This is a genomic window from Candidatus Tectomicrobia bacterium, from assembly GCA_016192135.1.
In the GTDB taxonomy this organism is placed as follows: domain Bacteria; phylum UBA8248; class UBA8248; order UBA8248; family UBA8248; genus 2-12-FULL-69-37.
In genome coordinates, this window is the sequence record JACPUR010000013.1 from 100172 (window position 1) to 119074 (window position 18903).

The 18903-nt window shown below is 67.5% G+C and carries 17 protein-coding genes; 4 read left to right on the forward strand and 13 right to left on the reverse strand.

Going from position 1 to position 18903, the window contains the following annotated elements; all coding sequences use genetic code 11:
- Positions 1–254 precede the first annotated feature (254 nt).
- Positions 255–1217 carry an LLM class flavin-dependent oxidoreductase gene (locus HYZ11_04620; GenBank protein MBI3126868.1) on the forward strand — a complete coding sequence of 321 codons (963 nt, stop codon included), beginning with the start codon at positions 255–257 and terminating at the stop codon, positions 1215–1217.
- A gap of 16 nt (positions 1218–1233) precedes the next feature.
- Here HYZ11_04620 and HYZ11_04625 read toward each other — a convergent pair whose 3' ends face one another.
- Genes HYZ11_04625 through HYZ11_04665 form a run of 9 tightly spaced genes read right to left on the reverse strand, consistent with a single transcriptional unit; the run spans position 1234 to position 11248 of the window.
- Positions 1234–2583 carry a UbiD family decarboxylase gene (locus HYZ11_04625; protein ID MBI3126869.1) on the reverse strand — a complete coding sequence of 450 codons (1350 nt, stop codon included), beginning with the start codon at positions 2581–2583 and terminating at the stop codon, positions 1234–1236.
- Complete coding sequence (locus HYZ11_04630) at positions 2580–4874, reverse strand: xanthine dehydrogenase family protein molybdopterin-binding subunit (GenBank protein MBI3126870.1); 2295 nt, start codon at positions 4872–4874, stop codon at positions 2580–2582. The genes HYZ11_04625 and HYZ11_04630 overlap by 4 nt, the downstream gene beginning before the upstream one ends.
- Complete coding sequence (locus tag HYZ11_04635; GenBank protein ID MBI3126871.1) at positions 4871–5341, reverse strand: (2Fe-2S)-binding protein; 471 nt, start codon at positions 5339–5341, stop codon at positions 4871–4873. Before HYZ11_04635 ends, HYZ11_04630 begins: the two co-directional genes overlap by 4 nt.
- Positions 5342–5362: 21 nt before the next feature.
- Positions 5363–6211 (reverse strand): xanthine dehydrogenase family protein subunit M, encoded by an 849-nt coding sequence (locus tag HYZ11_04640; GenBank protein MBI3126872.1) that lies wholly within the window; start codon positions 6209–6211, stop codon positions 5363–5365.
- Between the two features lie 56 nt (positions 6212–6267).
- Positions 6268–7350 (reverse strand): PLP-dependent cysteine synthase family protein, encoded by a 1083-nt coding sequence (locus HYZ11_04645; GenBank protein MBI3126873.1) that lies wholly within the window; start codon positions 7348–7350, stop codon positions 6268–6270.
- On the reverse strand, positions 7347–8300 hold the full coding sequence (locus HYZ11_04650; protein MBI3126874.1) for a TIGR03619 family F420-dependent LLM class oxidoreductase: 954 nt from the start codon (positions 8298–8300) through the stop codon (positions 7347–7349). Before HYZ11_04650 ends, HYZ11_04645 begins: the two co-directional genes overlap by 4 nt.
- Positions 8301–8315: 15 nt before the next feature.
- Complete coding sequence (locus HYZ11_04655; protein MBI3126875.1) at positions 8316–9584, reverse strand: ArgE/DapE family deacylase; 1269 nt, start codon at positions 9582–9584, stop codon at positions 8316–8318.
- A 16-nt stretch (positions 9585–9600) separates the two neighbouring features.
- A complete protein-coding gene (locus HYZ11_04660; GenBank protein ID MBI3126876.1) occupies positions 9601–10374 on the reverse strand; it encodes a 3-oxoadipate--succinyl-CoA transferase subunit B in 774 nt (257 codons plus the stop codon).
- Positions 10364–11248, reverse strand: a complete 885-nt coding sequence (locus HYZ11_04665; GenBank protein MBI3126877.1) for a CoA transferase subunit A — start codon at positions 11246–11248, stop codon at positions 10364–10366. Before HYZ11_04665 ends, HYZ11_04660 begins: the two co-directional genes overlap by 11 nt.
- A gap of 297 nt (positions 11249–11545) precedes the next feature.
- On the opposite strand from HYZ11_04665, the gene HYZ11_04670 reads away from it, so the two are divergent.
- Positions 11546–12430 carry a LysR family transcriptional regulator gene (locus tag HYZ11_04670; GenBank protein MBI3126878.1) on the forward strand — a complete coding sequence of 295 codons (885 nt, stop codon included), beginning with the start codon at positions 11546–11548 and terminating at the stop codon, positions 12428–12430.
- A gap of 70 nt (positions 12431–12500) precedes the next feature.
- On the opposite strand, the gene HYZ11_04675 is transcribed toward HYZ11_04670, so the two are convergent.
- Positions 12501–12989, reverse strand: a complete 489-nt coding sequence (locus HYZ11_04675; GenBank protein ID MBI3126879.1) for a ferritin-like domain-containing protein — start codon at positions 12987–12989, stop codon at positions 12501–12503.
- 548 nt (positions 12990–13537) lie between these two features.
- On the opposite strand from HYZ11_04675, the gene HYZ11_04680 reads away from it, so the two are divergent.
- Together HYZ11_04680 and HYZ11_04685 are read left to right on the forward strand one after the other, a co-directional pair.
- Positions 13538–13678, forward strand: a complete 141-nt coding sequence (locus tag HYZ11_04680) for a hypothetical protein (protein ID MBI3126880.1) — start codon at positions 13538–13540, stop codon at positions 13676–13678.
- Between the two features lie 85 nt (positions 13679–13763).
- Positions 13764–13934 carry a hypothetical protein gene (locus tag HYZ11_04685; protein ID MBI3126881.1) on the forward strand — a complete coding sequence of 57 codons (171 nt, stop codon included), beginning with the start codon at positions 13764–13766 and terminating at the stop codon, positions 13932–13934.
- Between the two features lie 58 nt (positions 13935–13992).
- On the opposite strand, the gene HYZ11_04690 is transcribed toward HYZ11_04685, so the two are convergent.
- The 3 genes from HYZ11_04690 to HYZ11_04700 form a co-directional block, all read right to left on the reverse strand.
- A complete protein-coding gene (locus HYZ11_04690) occupies positions 13993–16032 on the reverse strand; it encodes a tripartite tricarboxylate transporter permease (GenBank protein ID MBI3126882.1) in 2040 nt (679 codons plus the stop codon).
- Positions 16033–16104: 72 nt separating this feature from the next.
- Positions 16105–17148: a hypothetical protein gene (locus HYZ11_04695; GenBank protein ID MBI3126883.1), complete on the reverse strand. Its 1044-nt coding sequence runs from the start codon at positions 17146–17148 to the stop codon at positions 16105–16107.
- A gap of 137 nt (positions 17149–17285) precedes the next feature.
- Positions 17286–18890: a UbiD family decarboxylase gene (locus HYZ11_04700; GenBank protein MBI3126884.1), complete on the reverse strand. Its 1605-nt coding sequence runs from the start codon at positions 18888–18890 to the stop codon at positions 17286–17288.
- Between the last annotated feature and the right edge of the window lie 13 nt (positions 18891–18903).

Consider the following 18903-nt stretch of genomic DNA (forward strand, 5'->3'; position numbering starts at 1 on the left):
TGCAATCCAGACACGTTGTTCCCTCCCGGAGGGGCCGGTTTTCTCACACTCTCCCCTTGGGAGAGGGCGGAACATCCAAGCGGCAGGCCGCTTGGGTGCTCCGGGTGAGGGATGATTCTCGGCGGCGTAGCCTCCCCTCACCCCTTCCCCTCTCCCGGAGGGAGAGGGGGGCAAAGCCCAGCGAACGTCTGTTGAGGAAGGGTGCCCCTGTGAACGACTTGCTTAGACTTCACTTCTAGGGAAGGAGCGGGGCCATGCCTGAGCGGAAGGTGAAGCTGTGGGTCCTCCTCCCCACCCGGGGGGTGCTGCTCTGGAACAGGGGAGTGCCCGAGGTGGGACCCATCGTGGATCTGGCCGTCCGGGCGGAGGAGCTGGGCTACGACTCCGTCTTCGTGGGGGATTCCGTCCTCGCCAAGCCCCGGCTCGAGGCTCTCTCCGTTCTCTCGGCTCTGGCGGTCAAGACCCGGCGGGTGAAGCTGGGGACCGCCGTCTTCCTCCCCTGCCTCCGGAACCCGGTGTTCCTCGCCTATCAGGTGGCGACGCTCGACGTGATCAGCGGCGGCCGGGTCATCCTGGGGGTGGGCATCGGCCCCCCCAAGCCCCAGGAGTGCGAGCACGAGTTCGAGACCCTGGGGGTGCCCTTCCGCAAGCGGATGTTCTACCTCCAGGAGCACATGACCCTCATGCGGAGGCTCTGGAGCGAGGACCACATCACCTTCGAGGGGAAGTACTACCGGTGCAAGGACGTGACCCTGGAGCCCAAGCCCATCCAGCGGGTTGTCCCGATGTGGATTGCCTCGGCCACGGTGGAGACGGCCTGGCGGCGCGTCGCCCGCTTCGGGGACGGCTGGTTCCCCAACCGGGTGACGCCGGAGGAGTTCCGGGCCACCTGGGCCAAGATCGAGGCCGAGGCGCGCTCCCTCGGGCGCGACCCGGGCGTCCCTGCCTGGTACATGACCACCTGCCTCGACGACAGCAAGGAGAAGGCGATGAAGAACGGGGAGGAGTTCCTCCTCGCCTACTACTACACCCCCTTCTGGGGGGACAGCATCGAGAAGTGGGGGGTGTACGGCACGGCGGAGGACCTGACCCGCCGCATCAACGCCTTCATCGAGGCGGGCGCCCGGCACATCTCGCTCCGCTTCACCCATAAGGACCAGATGGGCCAGCTCGAGCGGTTCACCAGGGAAGTCCTGCCGAATCTGAAGCTGGATTGAAAAGAGCCCGCCTCCGTTAGTCCTTCAGCCAGGCATCGAGGTCGATCTCCTCCGCCCCCGGGATGCGGAGGGAGCGGAAGCTCGTCTCCAGGGTCCCGAGGGGGACGGTGGCGTCCATCCCCATCTTGGCGGTCACCCCCTCGTGCGCGGAGGGGTCCAGCCGGCTCCCCCAGGCCCCGGGTACGACGACCAGGTCCTTGTCCGCCTGGAAGCGCGTGGCCAGGGCCCAGTCCACCATGGCGGGGTCGTGGGGGTCGATGTCCCGGTCCACGGCGATGGCGTGCTTGACGTCGTAGTGGGCGGCCAGGGCGGCCAGGAGGGCGCTCTTGGGCTCCCCCTCGTTCCGCTTGTCCAGCTGGACCACGCAGTGGTAGCGCCCGGCGCCCGAGAGAGGGAGCGCCACGTCGGTCACCGAGGGCACCGCCCGCTGCAGGTCCCGGAGGAGCCCCGCCTCGCGCGGCACCGCCCCCATGAGCAGGTGGTCCCGGCCCGCGGGCAGGATGGAGTAGAAGAGGGCCCCCTCCCGCATCGAGACGGCCCGCACCCGCAGCACCTCGCGCTCCCCGGCCGGGCTGTAGTAGCGGGGGAACTCCCCGAAGGGCCCCTCCCGGCGGCGCTCCCCAGCCGGGATCTCCCCCTCGATGACGATCTCCGCCTGGGCCGGCACTGGGATGCCCGACCACGGGGCCGGGACCACCTCGACCGCCTCCCCGCACAGGCCCCCGGCGATCTCCAGTTCGTCCTCCCCTGGGGAGAGAACCAGCTGGCTCGCCACCAGGAGAAGGGGATCGAGCCCCACCGCCACCGCCACCTTGAGCGCCTCGCCCCGCTCCCCGGCCCGGCGGATCATCCCCTTCAGGTGGCGTGGGAGGACGAGGAGGCCGAAGAGGTCCCTTTCAAGGCAGTGCATCCGGTGGATGGAGACGTTGCCCGCCCCGGTGTCCGGGTCGCGGGCGAAGAAGACGCCGGCCGAGATGTAGGGGCCGCCGTCCATCTCGTGATAGGTGGGGAGGGGGAGCGACTTCCTCACGTCGATGCCCCGCGTCTGGACGTTCCGCAGGAAGGGCGCATCGGCGGCGGGGCGGGGCGGGATGCGGACCTCCTGGCGCCGCTGGAGCTCGGGGAGGAGCCGGCCAGGCGGGACGCCCATCGCCTCGGCGTACCACTCCCGGCGGGCGCAGATGTTCGCCAGGACCGGCATGGGCGGGCCGTCCGTCGCCTCGAACAGCACGGCCCGCTCGCCGTCCAGCCTCTGGGAGAGGGCCGCCATCTCGTGGCGCAGGCTGACCCGCTTCCGCACCCGGAGGAGGCGGCCGGACGCGTCCAGCCGCTCCAGCCAGTCGCGGAGGCCGCGGACGGGCGTCATTTGACGCCGCCCTCGGACTTCGCCGCCTCGATGGCCTCCAGCACCCGCTCGGGCGTGAAGGGAAGGGTGCGGATGCGGGCGCCGGTGGCGTGGAAGATGGCGTTGGCGATGGCCGCCGCGGTGGGGTTGATCGCCGTCTCCGCGAGGCCCTTGGCCCCGTAGGGGCCGTGCGGGTCGATGGTCTCGAAGAACTGGTGCTCGACGGGCGGCGCGTCCAGGGAGGTGGCGATCAGGTAGTCGTGGAAGTTGGCCCCCCGGATGCGGCCGTCCCGGGGGGAGAGCCCCTCCATCAGGCAGAAGCTCATGGCCTGCACCGCTCCCCCCTCCACCTGGCCCTCGGAGCCCAACCGGTTGATGACCCGCCCGGGATCATGCCCCGCCGTCACCCGCAGCACCGTCACGATGCCGGTCTCGAGGTCCACCTCGACCTCGGCGGCGTGGGTGGCGAAGGAGTAGGTGGTGGAGGGGTTGCCGTACTTCTTCTTGTCCAGGACCTCCCCTCCGGCGAGCCAGGTGCCCCTTCCCTGGATCAAGCCCCCCGCCGCCTGCACCACCTCCTTCACGGTGGTCCGCCGGCCGGGGAACCCCTTGACGGCGATCTCCCGGCCCTCGACCGCGAGCTGCTCGGGCGCCGCCTCGAGCACCTCGCCCGCCGCCGCCAGCAGCGCCTGGCGGGCGTCCGCCGCCGCGATCTTGACGGCATTCCCGCCGATGAGGGTGATCCGGCTCGCGAAGGCCCCGAAGCCGAAGGGCATGCATCCCGTGTCGGTCGGGGGGACGTCGAAGTCCTCGACGGGGAGCCCCAGCTCCTCGGCGGCGATGTAGGCCATGACGCTCGCGGAGCCCTGCCCCAGGTCGGACTCCCCGGTCCATATCTCGACCTTTCCGTCCTCCTTGATGCGGACGATCCCGCTTGAGGGCTCGGTGTCGTCCGGCCCGAGCTCGACAGCGAACCCCTTGTTGCCCGAGACGTGGATGGTGCTCGCCATCCCCACCCCCCGGCCCCGCCCGCCCCGCTTCCGCTTCTCCGCCCAGCCGATGGCCCCGGCGGCGTAGCGGGCGGCGTCGGCCACTCCGCAGCTCGCGATCTTCCAGCCGTGGAGGGTGACGTCCCCTTTCTCGACATAGTTCCGGAGCCGCAGCTCGAGGGGGTCCATTCCCAGGCCCGCGGCCACGTTGTCGAGATGGCTCTCCCAGGCGAAGGTGGCCTGGACGTTGCCGAAGCCGCGCATCTGGCCCGAGGGGCAGACGTTCGTGTAGACGAGCCGCGCGTCGATGTCCACGGCGGGGGTGCGGTAGAGGTTGTCCGTCCGCAGCGCGACCGAGCTCATGATGGCCGGGGAGAGGGAGCTGTACGCCCCGTTCTCGGCCACGATCTCGACCCGCTTGGCGAGCAGCTTCCCGTCCTCGCGGAAGGCGGACTGGAGGCGGAAGTGGACCGGCATGCGCGGGCGCATGCTGATCAAATCCTCGCCCAGGGAAAGGAGGAAGCTCACCGGCTTCCCGGCCGCCCGGCTGAGCATGGCCGCGAGGAGGGCGGCTTTCACGTCGAGTTTCCCGCCGAAGGCGCCGCCGGGTTTGGTCTGGATCACGCGGAACTTCTCCGGCGCGATGCCCATGACGGGGGATAGCATGAAGGTGCGGATGACGAACACCGACTGCAAGCAGCCCCATACGGTGATCTCATCGCCGGGGCGCCACTCCGCGGCGCAACCCGTCGGCTCGATGTAGGCCTGGTGGGCGAGATGGGTGTGGAACTCGTCCTCGAAGCGGGCGTCCGCCGCCTCGAAGGCGGCATCCACCTCTCCCCGGGCGACGTGGAACTGGCTGGCGATGTTCCCGGGAATCGCCTCGTGGACGAGCGGAGCGCCCCTGCTGAGCGCGGCGAAGGGGTCCGTGACGGCCGGCAGGGGCTCGTACTCGACCTGGATGAGAGAAAGAGCCTCGCGGGCGGTGTCCTCGTCCACGGCGGCCACGGCGGCCACCTCATCCCCGATGTAGCGGACTTTCTCCCGGCAGAAGGCCGTCTCGTCCTTGTGGTTGATGCCGAAGCGGGCAGCTGGGGTGTTCTCCCGGGAGAGGACGGCGTGGACCCCCGGCAGGTGCTCCGCCTTGGAGGCGTCCACCCGGAGGATGCGAGCGTGGGGATGGGGGCTCCGCAGCGCCATGCCCGTCAGCATCCCGGGCAGGCGGAGGTCGGCGGCGAACTGGGTCGCCCCGGTCGCCTTCTCCACGCCGTCCACGAAGGGAAGGCGGGCGCCCACCACCCGCGTCTCGACCCGCTCCGTCATTCGCGCATCTCCTCGGCGGCGGCCGCGATCGCCTCGAATAGCTTCTGGTAGCCCGTGCAGCGGCACAGGTTCCCCGCCAGCCCCCGCCGGATGTCCTCGAACGACGGCGAGGGATTCCTGTCCAGGAGGGCCTTGGCCGCCACCACGATCCCCGGGGTGCAGAAGCCGCACTGCACCCCGCCCTTCTCCACGATCTGGCGCTGGATGGGGTGGAGGTTCGCCTCCGTTCCGATCCCGCGAACCGTGACAATCTCGCAGCCATCCGCCTGGGCGGCGAAAACCAGGCAGGCATTCACCGCCTCCCCGTCCAGGAGAACGGCGCAGGCCCCGCAGTCCCCCGCCTCGCAGCTCGTCTTCACCTCCACATGGCCCAGGTCGCGGAGAACGCGCAGGAGGGTGTCCTGCCCCCGGACGGAGGCCCGCCGGGCCTCCCCGTTCACCCGGAACGTGACTTCATACCTCTCCACCGGATGCTCTCCCCATGCCCGCTATCGCTCCGGAAGGCCCGCCGCCCGCCGCAGCAGGCGCCGGACCAGCACCTCGCACATGCGCTTGCGGTATTGGGCGGAGGCGCGCACGTCGTCGATGGGCCGGGCCTCCTCCCGGGCGGCGGCCGCGGCGACCCCGATTTCGGCTTCCCCCAGCGCCCGGCCCCGCAGCGCGGCCTCGGCCGCCGCGGAGCGGTAGGGGACGGGCGCCACCGCCCCCATGCCGATGCCCGCCTGGCGGCAGGTTTCCCCTTCCATCCAGAGCGCCACGGCCGCGCTCACCACCGAGATGGCCATCGCGCGCCGGAGCTGGAGCTTTTCATAGGCCGAGCGCCCGCTCGGCCCGAGGGGCCGGAGGGACACGGCGCAGAGAAGCTCCCCGGGCCGGATGGCCGTCTTGCGGTAGCCGAGGAAGAAGTCCTGCAGGAGCACCCGCCGGCCGCCCTGGGCGGACCGGAGCTCGGCCTCGCCGTCTTGGGCCAGGAGGGGCGGGGCCAGGTCGGCCGCCGGGGAGGCGTCGAGCAGGTTGCCCCCGATCGTCGCTCGGTTGCGGACCAGGGGGCCCGCGAACTCGAAGGCGCTCGCGCAGAGCGGCGGAGCCTCGCGGCGGATGAGTTCGGACTCGAGCAGATCGGTGACCGTCGTCAGCGCGCCGATCCGGAGGCGCCCCTCCCGCTCCTCGATGAAGCGGAGCTCCCGCAGCCGGCTGATGTCCACCGCGACGGCGGCGCTCCTGCGGCCGAAGAGGATGTCCGGCACCAGGTTCGTGCCCCCGGCCACGAAGGCCGCGCCGGGGGCCTGGGCCGCCTGGAGGGCCTCCTCGACAGAAGAAGCGCGGACGTAATCCACCTCGGACGATCCTTTCCTTCCGGACGCCTCGCGGCAGGCGGCCTGCGCCCACGGGCCTAGCGGACGATCTCCCAGCCCGCCGAGTACCGATCCAGCTCGGCCGCGCTGTAGGGGTCCACCTCGTGATCCCGCTCGGGGATCTCGACGTGCTTCTCCTCCCCGCAGAGCGCGGTGGTGAAATAACGCTGGCCGGTGTCGTTGATGTTCGTGACGATGTGCCGGAGCTCCGGGTGGGCGCGGGCGGCCTTGATGGCGGCGGCCACGTTGCAGCCCGAAGATATGCCGCAGAAGATCCCCTCCTCGCGGGCGAGGCGCCGCGCCATGTCCAGGGACTCCTGCGTCGTGGTGGTCACGATCCCGCTCAGGAGAGAGAGGTCCAGCGCGCGCGGCACGAACCCGTCCCCGATGCCCTCGATGCCGTGCGGGCCCCAGCCACGGCGGCTGAGCAGCGGGCACTCCTCGGGCTCGACCGCGAAGAGAAGCACTCTGGGATTCCGTTCCCGGACGTACTTCCCCACTCCGCTCACCCAGCCTCCCGTCCCTTGGGAAGCCACCACGGCGTCCACCCGGCCGTCGAGCTGCTCCCAGAGCTCCGGTCCCGTGGTCAGGTAGTGCGCCTCGTTGTTGTCGAGGTTGTCGAACTGGGCGGGGACCCAGTACTCGTCCGTGTTCGAGGCGCGGATCTCCTGGAGCTTCTCGAGCGAGAGGTCCACGTCACTCTCCCCGCCCGGAGTGAAAACGAGCTCCGCCCCGTAGGCCCGCATGAGCTTCTTCCGCTCGTCGCTCATGCCCTCGGGCATCACCACCACGCAGGGGTACCCCTTCACCGCCGCCACGAAGGCGCAGGCGATGCCCGCGTTCCCCGTCGAGCACTCCAGCAGGGTCATGCCGGGGCGGAGCTCCCCGCGCTCCTCGGCCTTGGTGATCATGTTGTAGTAGATGCGGTCCTTCAGGCTGCCCGAGGGGGAGTACCACTCGATCTTGGCGAAGATCGAGGGGCCGAGGCCCTCCGCCACGCGCCCGAGGCGGACGAGCGGCGTCCCGCCGATGGTGTCGAACATGTTCTCGCTGTACCGCCGGAACGAGTCCCACGGCCTGCGCTTCAGCCCCACCGTCAGCCTCCTCCCCCCGGCGGTCATCCTTTGAGGCGGGGGATGATCTCCTTCGCCACCATCTCGACCTGCTCCATCTCGTACTTATAAGGGACGAAGATGATTCGGTCGACGCCCGTCGCCACGTGCGCCCGGAGCTGCCGCACGCATTCGTCCACCGTCCCCATGACGGCGCTCGCGGCGGTGGACTCGCTCCAGTCGGCGTAGTCCCACTCCGTGCGGAGCCATTCGTTCATCGGCCCCTCCACCTCGGCCCGGGATTTTCCGATCATGATGGGGAGCTGATTCGTGCTTTCGAGGGCGTCCGGGTCCCTGCCCGCCTCGCGGGCGAACTTTCGGACCTTCTCCCACGACTTCGTGAAGCTCTCGGGGGTATAGAAGTAGGTCAGCCAGCCGTCGCCCTTCGTGCCCGCCCGCTTGAGCACCCGGTCCACGTAGCCCCCGATGAGCATCTTGGGCCGGGGCCGCTGGGCGGGCTTGGGGAACATCACCGAGTTGCGCAGGTTGTGGGGCGGGAGCTCTGCCCGCACCATGTCCTCCTGCCAGAGCCGGGTCATGATCTCGAGGTTCTGGTCCATGATGGCCCCGCGTTTCTCGAAGGGCACCCCGACGGCGTCGAACTCGCGCTTGTACCAGCCGGAGGCCAAGCCGAGGATGAGACGGCCGTTCGAGATGAGGTCGATGCTCGAGAGCTGCTTCGCCAGCACGACCGGGTTGCGCAGGGGGAGCACCAGCACCCCCGTGCCCAGCTTGATCCGGCTCGTCCGGGCGGCCACGGCGGTGAGCAGGGAGAGCGACTCGATGATCGGGAAGTGCGGCTCCACGCCGAGGAGGATATGATCCCATACCCACACCGACTCGAACCCCAGCTCCTCCATCCGGACGCCGTACTCGATGAGCTTCCGGGCGTCGGGTAGCTGGGGAAAGGCGGTGAAGTTCCGCATGGCGATTCCGTATTCCACGCCGCGCCCGGGCATTGGGCCTCCTTGCCGTTATTCCGCGCCACACCAATCGCAGATCGAGAGGACGAGGGTCTTGGTGGCGTCGATCAGGTCGTCCACGGCCACCCATTCGTTGTTGGCGTGCATCTGCGTGGTGGGCCCTGGGCCGAAGATGACGGTCGGGATCTTGCCGACTCCGCTGAGGAAACGGATGTCCGCCGCGCCCTGCCGGCCCGAGATCTCGGGCTCCTGGCCGGTGACCTCCCTGTAGCTCCGGGCTACGGTGCGGACGATGGGGTGGTCCGGCGGGATGGCCGCCGCCTCGGCGTAGTAGCCGACGAAGTGCACCTCGGGAGGATGATTCTTCATCCAGGGGTCGGCCTGAGCGGCCCGGGCGACCTGATCCACGAGGCTCCGTTTGGCGGCGGCGTGGTCCTCCCCAGGGACCGTGGCCATGCTCCCCTTGAGGAGGCAGGTGTCGGGGAAAGCGCTGGGGAAGCTCCCGGCCTCGAAGGAGCCGATCATGCAGGGGATGGCGTCGATGATCTTGGGATAGAGAGGGTGGGAGACGGTCTCGAGGCGTTTCTTCTCCAGATCGGCCACCGCCTGGACGATCTTGTAGCCCAACTCGATGGCGTTGACGCCCTCGTAGCGGCGCTGGATGCCGGCGGGCTTGCCCTTGATGCGGACCTCGAACCAGATCCGCCCGATGCTGCCGGGCTGGACGGCGTTGCCGCTCGTCTCGCAGCAGATGCCGGCGTCCGCCCGGTAGCCACGCAGGATGGTGTCCAGGGTGCCGTGGCCGCTCAGTTCCTCGTCCACCACGATATCGAGAATCACGTCCCCCTTGGGCCGGAGCCCTGACGCGATGAAGCACTCGGCGGCGGCGATGATGGCGGCCACCCCGCTCTTCATGTCCGAGGCGCCCCGGCCGTAGAGCCGGCCGTCCACGATCTCGGCCCCCAGGGGATCGTGGTCCCAGGCCTCGCGGGGGCCGTTGGGGACGGTGTCGGTGTGCCCGTTCAGGAGGAGGGATTTTCCCCCGCCCGTTCCCTTGATGACTCCAACCACGTTGGGCCTTCCCTCGTAGCCGCGGGTGACGGGGACGTACTCGGGGTGCTTCTTGAGGGCCTCCCAGTCCGGCTCCCAGACGTCGACCTTCAACCCCATCGCGCGCAGGCGGTCCGCCACGAAGCGCTGGACCTCGCCCTCCTCCCCCGTCACGCTCGGGATGCGGACGAGCGCCTGGAGGAGCTCGACGATGCGGCCGCGCCGCGCGTCCACCTCGGCCAGGAGCCTCCGCTTCGCTTCCGCGCTCATGTCCTCTCCGCGGCGGTCAAGCGGTGTAGACGCCATCGGGGTCGAGGCGGCGGAGGGCGGCCAGCTCCTCCGCCGTCGGAGGATTGGTGAACCCCGCATCGGGACCGACCGGCAGCTCGAATCCCGTGTTCGCCTGGACCTGATCCGGCGTCACGCCCGGGTGGAGGGCCTCCACCTTCATCCGGCCCGTCTTCTCGTCGAAGTCCAGCAGGGCCAGGTCGGTCACGACCTTGTACATCCCGCCCGCGATGAGGCCGGAGTCCTTCCGGCTGGTGCCTCCCCGGAGGGAGCCCGGGCTGGTGATGAAATCCACCTTCTCGACGAAGCGGCGCTTCTCCTGGGGCATCGCCACGATCATCTTGGCCAGGCTCGCGATGTCGTTCCCGCCGCCCGTGCCCGGGAGCCGCACCTGCGGATCGTCCGCCGGGCCGATGAAGGAGCTGTTCAGGTTGCCGAACTGGTCAATCTGCGCCCCGCCCATGAAGCCCACGTCCACGTAGCCCCGCTGGAGAAGAAGGAGCACCTCGGTGATGCCCACCAGCATGTTCGCCCGGCGGGTGCAGCGCTGCTCGTTGGTGGTGGGGGGAAGCTGGCCCGGCACGATGTGCGGTCCGATGGTGCCCCCCTCGAAGAGGATGGTGAGGCCTGGGGCGTGCAGGCGCTGGGCCAGCGTCGCGGCCAGGAGGGGGATGCCGACTCCGGCGAAGACCACCTGGCCCTCCTCCAGGAGGCGGGCGCTCATCACGCACAGGAGTTCGGAGGCGGTGTAGGGCTTCACCTCAGTCGGCATAGATGCTCCTCCCCCGCCGCGTGGCGTCGAGCAGCGGCTCGAGCCCCACGAGGTTCAGGTACTCGGTCCAATTCTTGGGACCGTAGTAGAACCGGTCGAGGTATTCCTTCACGCCCTTCTCGGGGTCCTTGCGGGTGAGCTCGGCGTAGAAGTCCATGTGGGTGAAGAGGGGCTCGTAGGCGCCGAAGCACTCGTGGGGGGCGCACCCGTAGGGCGCCTCCACCACGGCGTCCACCGCGAAAAAGGGGATCTTGGTCTGGTCCGGGGCGCGGCGGATCTGGTCGTTCGAGACGATGCGCTCCGCGGTGATGATCACCCGGTTGGCCGCCATAGCGATGTCGGTGTCCATGAAGAGCAGCCCGTCGATCTGGGCGTTGCCGTAGGGGTCGCACCGCTGAACGTGGATGAGAGCCACGTCCGGGTTGAGCGCGGGGACGAGCAGGAGCTTTTCCCCGGTGAAGGGGCAGGTCATCTCGCGCAGGTCCGGGAGCCTGCCGGCCACGTCCGAGCCCATCATGGAGCGCATCGGCATGAAGGGGATGCCCATGGCGCCCGCCCGGTAGCGCAGCCCGATGGACATGTGGCTCCACTCCTCGAACCGGGCCCGCTTGCTCTCGGTGTAGGCGCGCATCACCCGGGAGACGCCCCAGACGATGCCCTGGCTGAACCAGCTCGTGAGGATGTGGCGGCTGGCGCCCGAGGCGAAGAGGAGGTCGCCCTCGGTCGAGACGATGCTCCGCGAGACGGCGAGATCCTTCCGACCCGCCCGGATGAGGGCCCAGATCATCGCCATGGGGGTGCGGGAGGCGGTCGAGCCCCCCAGGGCGACGTGCTCCCCATCCCGGACGAGGGCGGCGGCCTCCTCGAGGGACATGACCTTCTCGCGGAGGCTGCGGTCCCGGGCCTGGGTCCGCCGGCGAAGCTCGAGGTAGGGGATGGTCACGCGAAACCTCGCTGGGCCGGAGCGGAAAATTCCGCCGAAAGCGGTCTATTGCTGGGAAGAAGTCCGGCGCAAGGATATCGTAATCAGGCCCGGATGAATGCACAATGGCAGAAAAAACAAGGGCAATCATTGATTTCCATAATAAATCGAGAAATAATGTCTAGGCAGAGGGCCGAGCAGGAAAGTAGATAACTATTTGTTTTTAAAAGTTTACTAGGAAAACGTTGAATGCTGAACCTGAGGCAGCTCGAGTACTTCTATTACGTTTCGAAATATGGCGGGTTTACCCAGGCCGCCCGGCGGCTTCCTTTTTCCATCCAGCAGCCGGCGTTGAGCGTGAAGGTGAAGGCGCTCGAGGAGAACTTGGGGGTCAAGCTGTACCAAGTCATCGGCCGCCGGTTCCGGCTCACCCCCGCCGGGGAGCAGCTCTACGGCGCCATCGTCCCCTTTTTCGAGTCCCTCGACGGGCTCGAACGGCACCTCAAGGGCGAGGAGCGGGGGCGGCTGATCATCGCCGAGGCGGCTCCCATGCTCATCCTGAAGGACCGCCGGGATGTATTCTCGCTCTTTCGGGCGCGCCATCCGGGGGTCCAGCTCTCCATCCTGGAGCGGCCTTGGGCCACCCTCCTGAACGGCGTGCTCGAGGGGGAGGTGGACATCGCCTTCGGCTCGGCTCCCGAGCTCCGCGGCGGCATCTCCTTCGAGGAGTGGACCGAAACGGATTACCTTCTCCTATGTCCCGCCGGCCACCCCTTGAGCGGCTCGTCCGCTCCGGCCTTGGCCGACATCGCCGCGCACCCTCTCGTCCTGCTCGACCGGGGAACCGCCGATCGCCACCACATCGAGTCCCGCTTCGCGGAACACAGGCTCAGCCCCAGGGTCGCCCTGGAGACATCCTCGTACAACCTCATCAATGACGCCGTCGAGGACGGCTTGGGCCTCGCCATCGTCAATGCCCTGTGGCCGCGGCCACCATCGGCCGCACCATTGGCGACCTCGAACGTCTCGCATCTCTTCGGCAAGAAGCAGATCGGGCTGTTCCGGCTGACCAGCCGTTACGTTCCCCCCTATGTCAGGTCATTCCTGTCCATTCTGCGGGAAGCCGGGGAATGAGCAAACAAAGGATTCCCGGGTCGCCCCGGGAATCCTTTGAACCGGTTCTCAGGCCAGGTTGGACAGGACGCTAGGCGTTCGCGTTCACTTTCTCCGCCACCTGGGTGAGTTTCTCGTCCGCATGCTTTTCCTCGCCCAGATTCTTTTTCAGATAATCCACCGCATCATCAAAGCCGAGCAATTCGCCCCAGGTGCACAAGGTCCCATACGTGGCGATCTCATAGTGCTCCACTTTCTGGGCCGCCGCGATCAGCAGGGCATCCGACACCTCGGACTCGGCATTGGCTTCAATGATCTCCTCGCCCTCCTTCAACAATCCCTTGATTCCCTCGCACTCATGCGCCCTGACACTTTCCTGCAACGACCCCAGGGCGCTTTCGATGCGCTGTACGTGCTCTTGCGTCTCCTTATGATGCTTCTCGAAAGCCTTTTTCAGATCGGAACTGGACGCCGCCTTCGTCATCTTGGGAAGCGCCTTGAGAATCTGCTTTTCCGCGCTGAGCGTATCGCGCAACTCGAACACGAAAGCATCCTGCAGATCGTTGAATGTCGCCGCCATTTCATTCGCTCCCTTCCGATTGGGGTCCAACGAAAAGTCAGGCATGAGGTGCCGCCGTTATGGCTCAATATGGAAGCCGTGGGCGGTTTTTCAACACGAATTTCGAACCAATGGAAACAGGGAAATTCCCCGATCGCCATCCGGCTCGCGCCCGTGAAGCGCCGGCCGCGCTCCTCCTTTCATCAGGCTTACGTGAAAAATCATGCCTTTGGGCCGAATAACCCTGCGGGGCCAAACAACCCTGGGGCGATCTTGATGTCCTGAATGCGCGGGTCACGGAAAATCGACTTTTTCTTGAAATTTTTTGGAAGCAGACAATGAAAATTTCGACGACCGAAGCGAAAATCCCCTTCTTTTTTAGTTCCTTCCGCGAAAATCCCGCGATTCACTTCTTTTTTTGTTCTGCCGGGGCCCGTTCCCCCTCAAATGCGCTCTCTTCGTGTGCGGGCGAGCCTCCCGGGCGGAGGCGCCTCCGCTTCAAGCTTTTCGGCGACGGCGCCCGGACAGATCCGGGACCAAGCGGCCCTGGAACGATGCGCCGGAGCCGCATGAGCATTCAGCTGATGGGTGCCGTAGGGGCGGTCTCGCTGGTGACCATCGGGATTTTCGCCTGGGTCAGCATCACCACTCAACGGGACCAGTTCGTCGACGAGACGATCCGCAGCGCCTCCCAATTCAGCGATACGTAAAGAGAAGCACCCGCCACGCCCCTATGGGGAGGAGTGGCTCCTGCGGGTGAGGGTCCCGAGGCTGAAGGCCAACCGGGCAAGCCTCATGTCAGGCGATCTGGCGCAACGGTGGATGGAGGGGATTTGCGAGGAACTCGGCGGCCGGCTCTCTCCGGAACTCGGCCTTCTCTCCCAGGACAGCGGCACGCCGGTCGAGGGCGTGGCGCAGGGCACCGAGCCGTCGGATGGGGACCGGGTGCGGGAAAATTCCTCCTGACCTCCTAGGCCTTGGAAAAGGGGGCCTTCTCGCGGTGGAAGCGTGACGGAGGAAGGGATCAGAACCAGCTCCACAGGAGACCCTCCGGCAGCGGCATTTTGAGGACCCAGTCCATCAGCCCGTGGACAAACAAGAAACCGCTGCCCGAGAGGGCGAGGCTGAGGCCCCAGCCCTCACGTGCGCCCGCTTTCAGGTAAAGGAACATGACCAGCAAAACGCCGAACGCGAAGCCCAGGAACCAGATGCCGGCGAGCAAGCCGACAATCCAGCCCCAGATGGCCAAGGTGCGGCGCGCACTCACGTCCGGCGTCGGCTCGGCGCCGGCGTGAGCCATGCTCTCTAGACTTTCACGGCCTTTCCGGCCGGTGAGGTCGAGACCGAACTGAACCAGCGCCATCAAAAACCCCGGACCCCCGATGATCCAGGGAAACAGGCCGGCCCGGCCCGGGAAATCCAGGCTCATCCAGAGGCCGGTCGCGAAAAAGAGCGCCAGGAAAAGACTGAACGCCGCCTCCGGCGTGAAGCGCAGCCCTGTCCGCCCGTCCTGCGTGGCCCCCGGATTTTCGGAAACCCGCGCGAACCTTGGGAAGTAGGAATCCCGGAACCGCCGTTGAAAGCGCCATTTCTGGAAGGCCGGATAAAGAATGCCCGCCAGCATGAGGACGAACAGGACCATCACCCCCGGACGCGTCATCCACTCCCATCCATAGCTGCTCAGGGAAAGGAACAGCCGGTTCTCGGCCAGCGGCCCCAGCACAAGGCCCAGGAGAAGGGGGGGCCGGGGCCAATCGAGCTTCACCATGGCCCAGCCCACTGCGCCGAAAATCAGCATGACCGCCATGTCCTCGAAGGCGTTCTTCTCGGCGAACGCCCCCAGGTAAATGAGAAACAGGATGAAGGGGATGAGCAGGCTCCCCCGAACGAAGGTGATCTTGGCGAGATGCTCCAGGAAGAGGAAGCAAATGCCCACCGTGATCAAGTTCGAGATCACGATGAGCCAGACCATGGAAAAGGTCAGGCTCAGGTGGCCGCCGTTGGCCTCCGGGATCAGCATGGGAGGGCCCGGGACCAGGCCCTGGATCAGAAAGGCGCCGAGAAGGATGGCCGTGCTCAGGCTTCCGGGAACCCCGAAGGCGACGGTCGGCACCAAGGCTCCGCCCAGCGTGGCGTTGTTCGCCGCCCCCGGCCCGAGAACCCCCTCGATGGCCCCCTTGCCCATCCGGCTCTTGTCGGCCACGCTCTGGGCGGCGTGGGCGTAGGCCGCCCATTGGGAAACGGAGCCGCCCATGCCCGGTATGACGCCGATATAGGTCCCGATGGCACTGCACCGGAGGACGAGCCACCCGTGCCGGAAGGTGTCCTTCACACCCTCCATTACCCCTCCCAGCTTCTCCGCGTCGCGCCGTGCGATGCTCGTTCCCTGGACGGCGAGATCGATGGTTTCCGGGATGGCGAACAGCCCGAGGGTGACGGGGAGCAGGCCCACCCCGTCCCAGAGGAAAAGCTGGGAAAAGGTATAGCGCTCGATGGAGGCGGTCGCCTCCAGCCCCACCATGGCGAGAAGGAAGCCGGCGGCGCCGGCGATGAGCCCCTTGAGGACGGTCCGGCCCGAGAGGGCGGCGATCATGGTGGTGCCGAGGATGGCGAACATGAAGAGCTCGGGCGAGCCCACGGAGAGGACGAGGGGCTGCACGATCGGGATGGCGAGAGCCAGGGCGAATGCGCCGAAGAGCGCGCCGATCAGCGAGCTCATCAGCACCGCGCCCAGGGCGCGGCCCGCCTCGCCGTTCTTCGCCATGGGATGCCCGTCCACGACCGTCGCCGACGCCGTCCCCTCCCCGGGCACGCCGAAGAGAATCGAGGTGATATCTCCGGTGGTGGCGGTGACGGAGACCATGCCGAGGAGGAACGAGAAGGCCTCGACCGGCGTCATCCGGAAGATGAAGGGGAGCATCAGGGCGAGGGTCGTGGGCCCCCCCAGGCCGGGAAGAATCCCGACCGCGAACCCCACGGCGATGCCGATGAGCATGAGGCCGAACGCCGGCCAGCCGAATACCTGTGTGAAGCCGGTCAACGAGGCTTGTAGGATCTCGCCCATCGGCGGCGCATCCCCGGAGAAAACGCGGGCGGCGCCCCATCCCTGGAGCGCCGCCCGGCGGAAAGTTTCAGGCTATTTCTTCTTGCCCGAGAAGACCGCCTTGAGCTTCGCCGCGAGCTCCGGCTTCATCGAGAGGAGAGCATTGAAGTTCTCCTTCACCTGCTCCGACGTCAGCGGGTCGGTATCGAGTTTCGCCTTCTCCGCTTCGGCGAGGAAATCCTTGTCCTTCGTGGCTTGAACGAATGCCTTGCGAAGGATCTCCACCTTGTCCTTGGGCGTCTTCGGCGGGAAGGTGAAGTAGCGGTTCACCATGCCGGGCGCGGCGATGCCGAGCCGGATGAGCTGCTTCGCCTCGTCGGTCTTGGCGAGGTCCAGGGCAAGGGGGATGTTCGGGAGGTCCTCCACCTTCTTCAGATGGGTCTGGAGGACCGGGACGATGTCCCCGCTCTTGATCTGCGCCGCCCAGGTGGATTTGATGGAATCCCAGGCGAAGCAGGTGCCGTCCACCTCGCCGCCGTCCACCGCCAGCCGGATCTTCGAGGTCCCCGTGTATCCGGGCACATGCTGGAGAGGCAGGCCCAGGGCCGCGTGGAGGACCAGGGGAACGTCGTGGGCGCTCGAGCCCGGGCTGGTGCCGCCCACCTTGACCGGCTTCGGCGAGGACCGCCACTTCTCCAGGTTCGTGATGCCGCTCTTCTTCGAGAAGACGCAGACGGTCTTGTAGGGCGCCGGAGAGCCGATGACCTCGAACTGGCGCACATCGAACTGAACGCCCTTGCGCCCGAGGAGCTGCCCCATCACCGTGGCCCCGCTCACCATGCCGATGGTCAACCCGTCCGGCTTGGCCGCCTTGGCGATATGATTGGCGGCCTTTAGGCTGCCCGCCCCCGGCATGTTCTCGACGACCAGGGTGGGCTTCCCGGGGATGTACTTGCCCAGATGGCGGGCCAGGGTGCGGGCCTGGACGTCGAACCCGCCGCCCGCGTCGAACCCCACGATGACCCGGATGGTCTTGCCGGCGTAGAAATCCGCCGCCTGGGCCGGAGCGCCCGCGGAAGCGGCCAGAAGCGACAAGAGGAGCGCCCCGACGAACCGTCCCAAGGAGTTCCAACTCATGCTTTTCTCCTTCTCAAGAAATCCGCGCCGGGCGGCCTCGCGCCGGCCCTGGCGGCTGGGACGCCGTCCAGGCGGCTCGGATTTCCGCCGCAGCTTCCGCAAAACCTACCAAACGAACGTTTCGTCCAGATGACGGACTAGCTCTTCTTTCGCGCCGGGGGCGCGGCCGCAAGGGACGAACCGGAGAGGCAGTGCCTCCCGACGGAGTCCTGCCATATCTCGCCGCGGACATGGAGCACGCCCATCGCCCGCGCCACAGCCGGGAAGCCCTCCTCCTCGAAGCGCTCCGCCACCTGCGCGAAATACATGGGCTCCTTCTCGAGGGCGGCCCGGATGCGCCCGGCCAGGGCCTCGACCCCGGCCTTCGTCCACTCGCCCGGCCGGGAGGCGGAGGGCTCCGCACTTCCGTTCAGATAATCTTCGAGCTTCAGGTGCTCCGAATGCGCGTAGGTGATGCGGTGATAGCGCTCGCGGGGCACGTCCACGGGGATGGTCGCGTCGATGCCGCACTTGGCCGTGGTGGGGATCCAGCCCGGGGTGGGGGGCAGGCTGGGGTCGAGCGGCTTGGAGCGGGCGTTCGAGATGATCACGAGGTCACGGTCGGCCTGGACGCGCGTGGCGATGGCCCATTCCACGTCCATCGGGTCGAACACGTCGATGTCGTCGTCCACGACCACCACATGCTTCATGTCGCCGATCGAGAGGGCGGCCATGATGGCGTTCTTCCCGTCCCCCGCCTGGCCCTTGATGGCGATAACGGCGTGCCAGTGGCAGCAGCCGCCGGGCGTCACATTGATGGCCTTCGCCTGGACGCCCGCCTCCTTCAGCGCGCGCCGGAGCATGGCCTGGAAGCCGTGCTCCTTCAGCCAGATGTTCTCCCATGGCATGTGGAGCGCGTAGTAGATGGCGTCCCTGCGGCGGGAGATCGCCTTCACCCGCACATAGGGGTTCCAGTGGAGCCCGCCCATGAGGCGGGTGAACTCGCCGAAGCGGCCCTCGGGCTTGGTCCACCCGGTGGGCAGGATCTCCGCCTCGAGCACGATTTCGCTGTCCGCGATGCAGGGCACGTCCACAGTCTCGCAGGGTGCGAGCCGCACCGCCTCGCCCCGTATGCCTCCGGCGATGCCCATCTCGTCCGTCCCGATGGGGGCCTTGTAGAGGGAGGCGATCATCTCGATGGGATGGGTGCCGATGTTGATGGAGATGGGGAGGGGGCGGTTCTCGGCGAGCGCCCGCTCGGCGTACCGCCTCAGGTTGTTCGGGGTGACGATGTCGATGCCGGTGAGATTCCGCTCCTTCACCTGGAAGCGGTAGGTCCCGGCGTTGAGGCCGTGCTCGGGGTCCACCGCGAGGGTCACGCCGGCGGTGATCATGGGGCCGCCGTCGAAGACGGAGCAGATGGGGACGGGAAGGCTGAACAGGTCCACTTCGTCCCCCTCCATGAACACTTCCCGCTCGGCCCCGGCCTCGATGAGCGCCGGCGGAATGGGATTGTCGAGCGCCTGGCGAAGCTTGTGTTCCGTCTCGGAGTAATCGCATTTCATGGAGATGGCGATGCGCTTGCGGCTGTTCGTCAGCCCGGAGAGGACCGGCATGTCGTACCCGATCACCTTGTGGAACAAGAGCGCCTTGGGCGATTTGTCCACCAGGGCGGCGATGTAGCGGATATCCACGGGCTTGTGGATCTCGACGAGCTCCCCCGCGGCGCGGAGGTCATCGAGAAAGCTGCGGAGGCCGGACATGGAGCCAATCTCC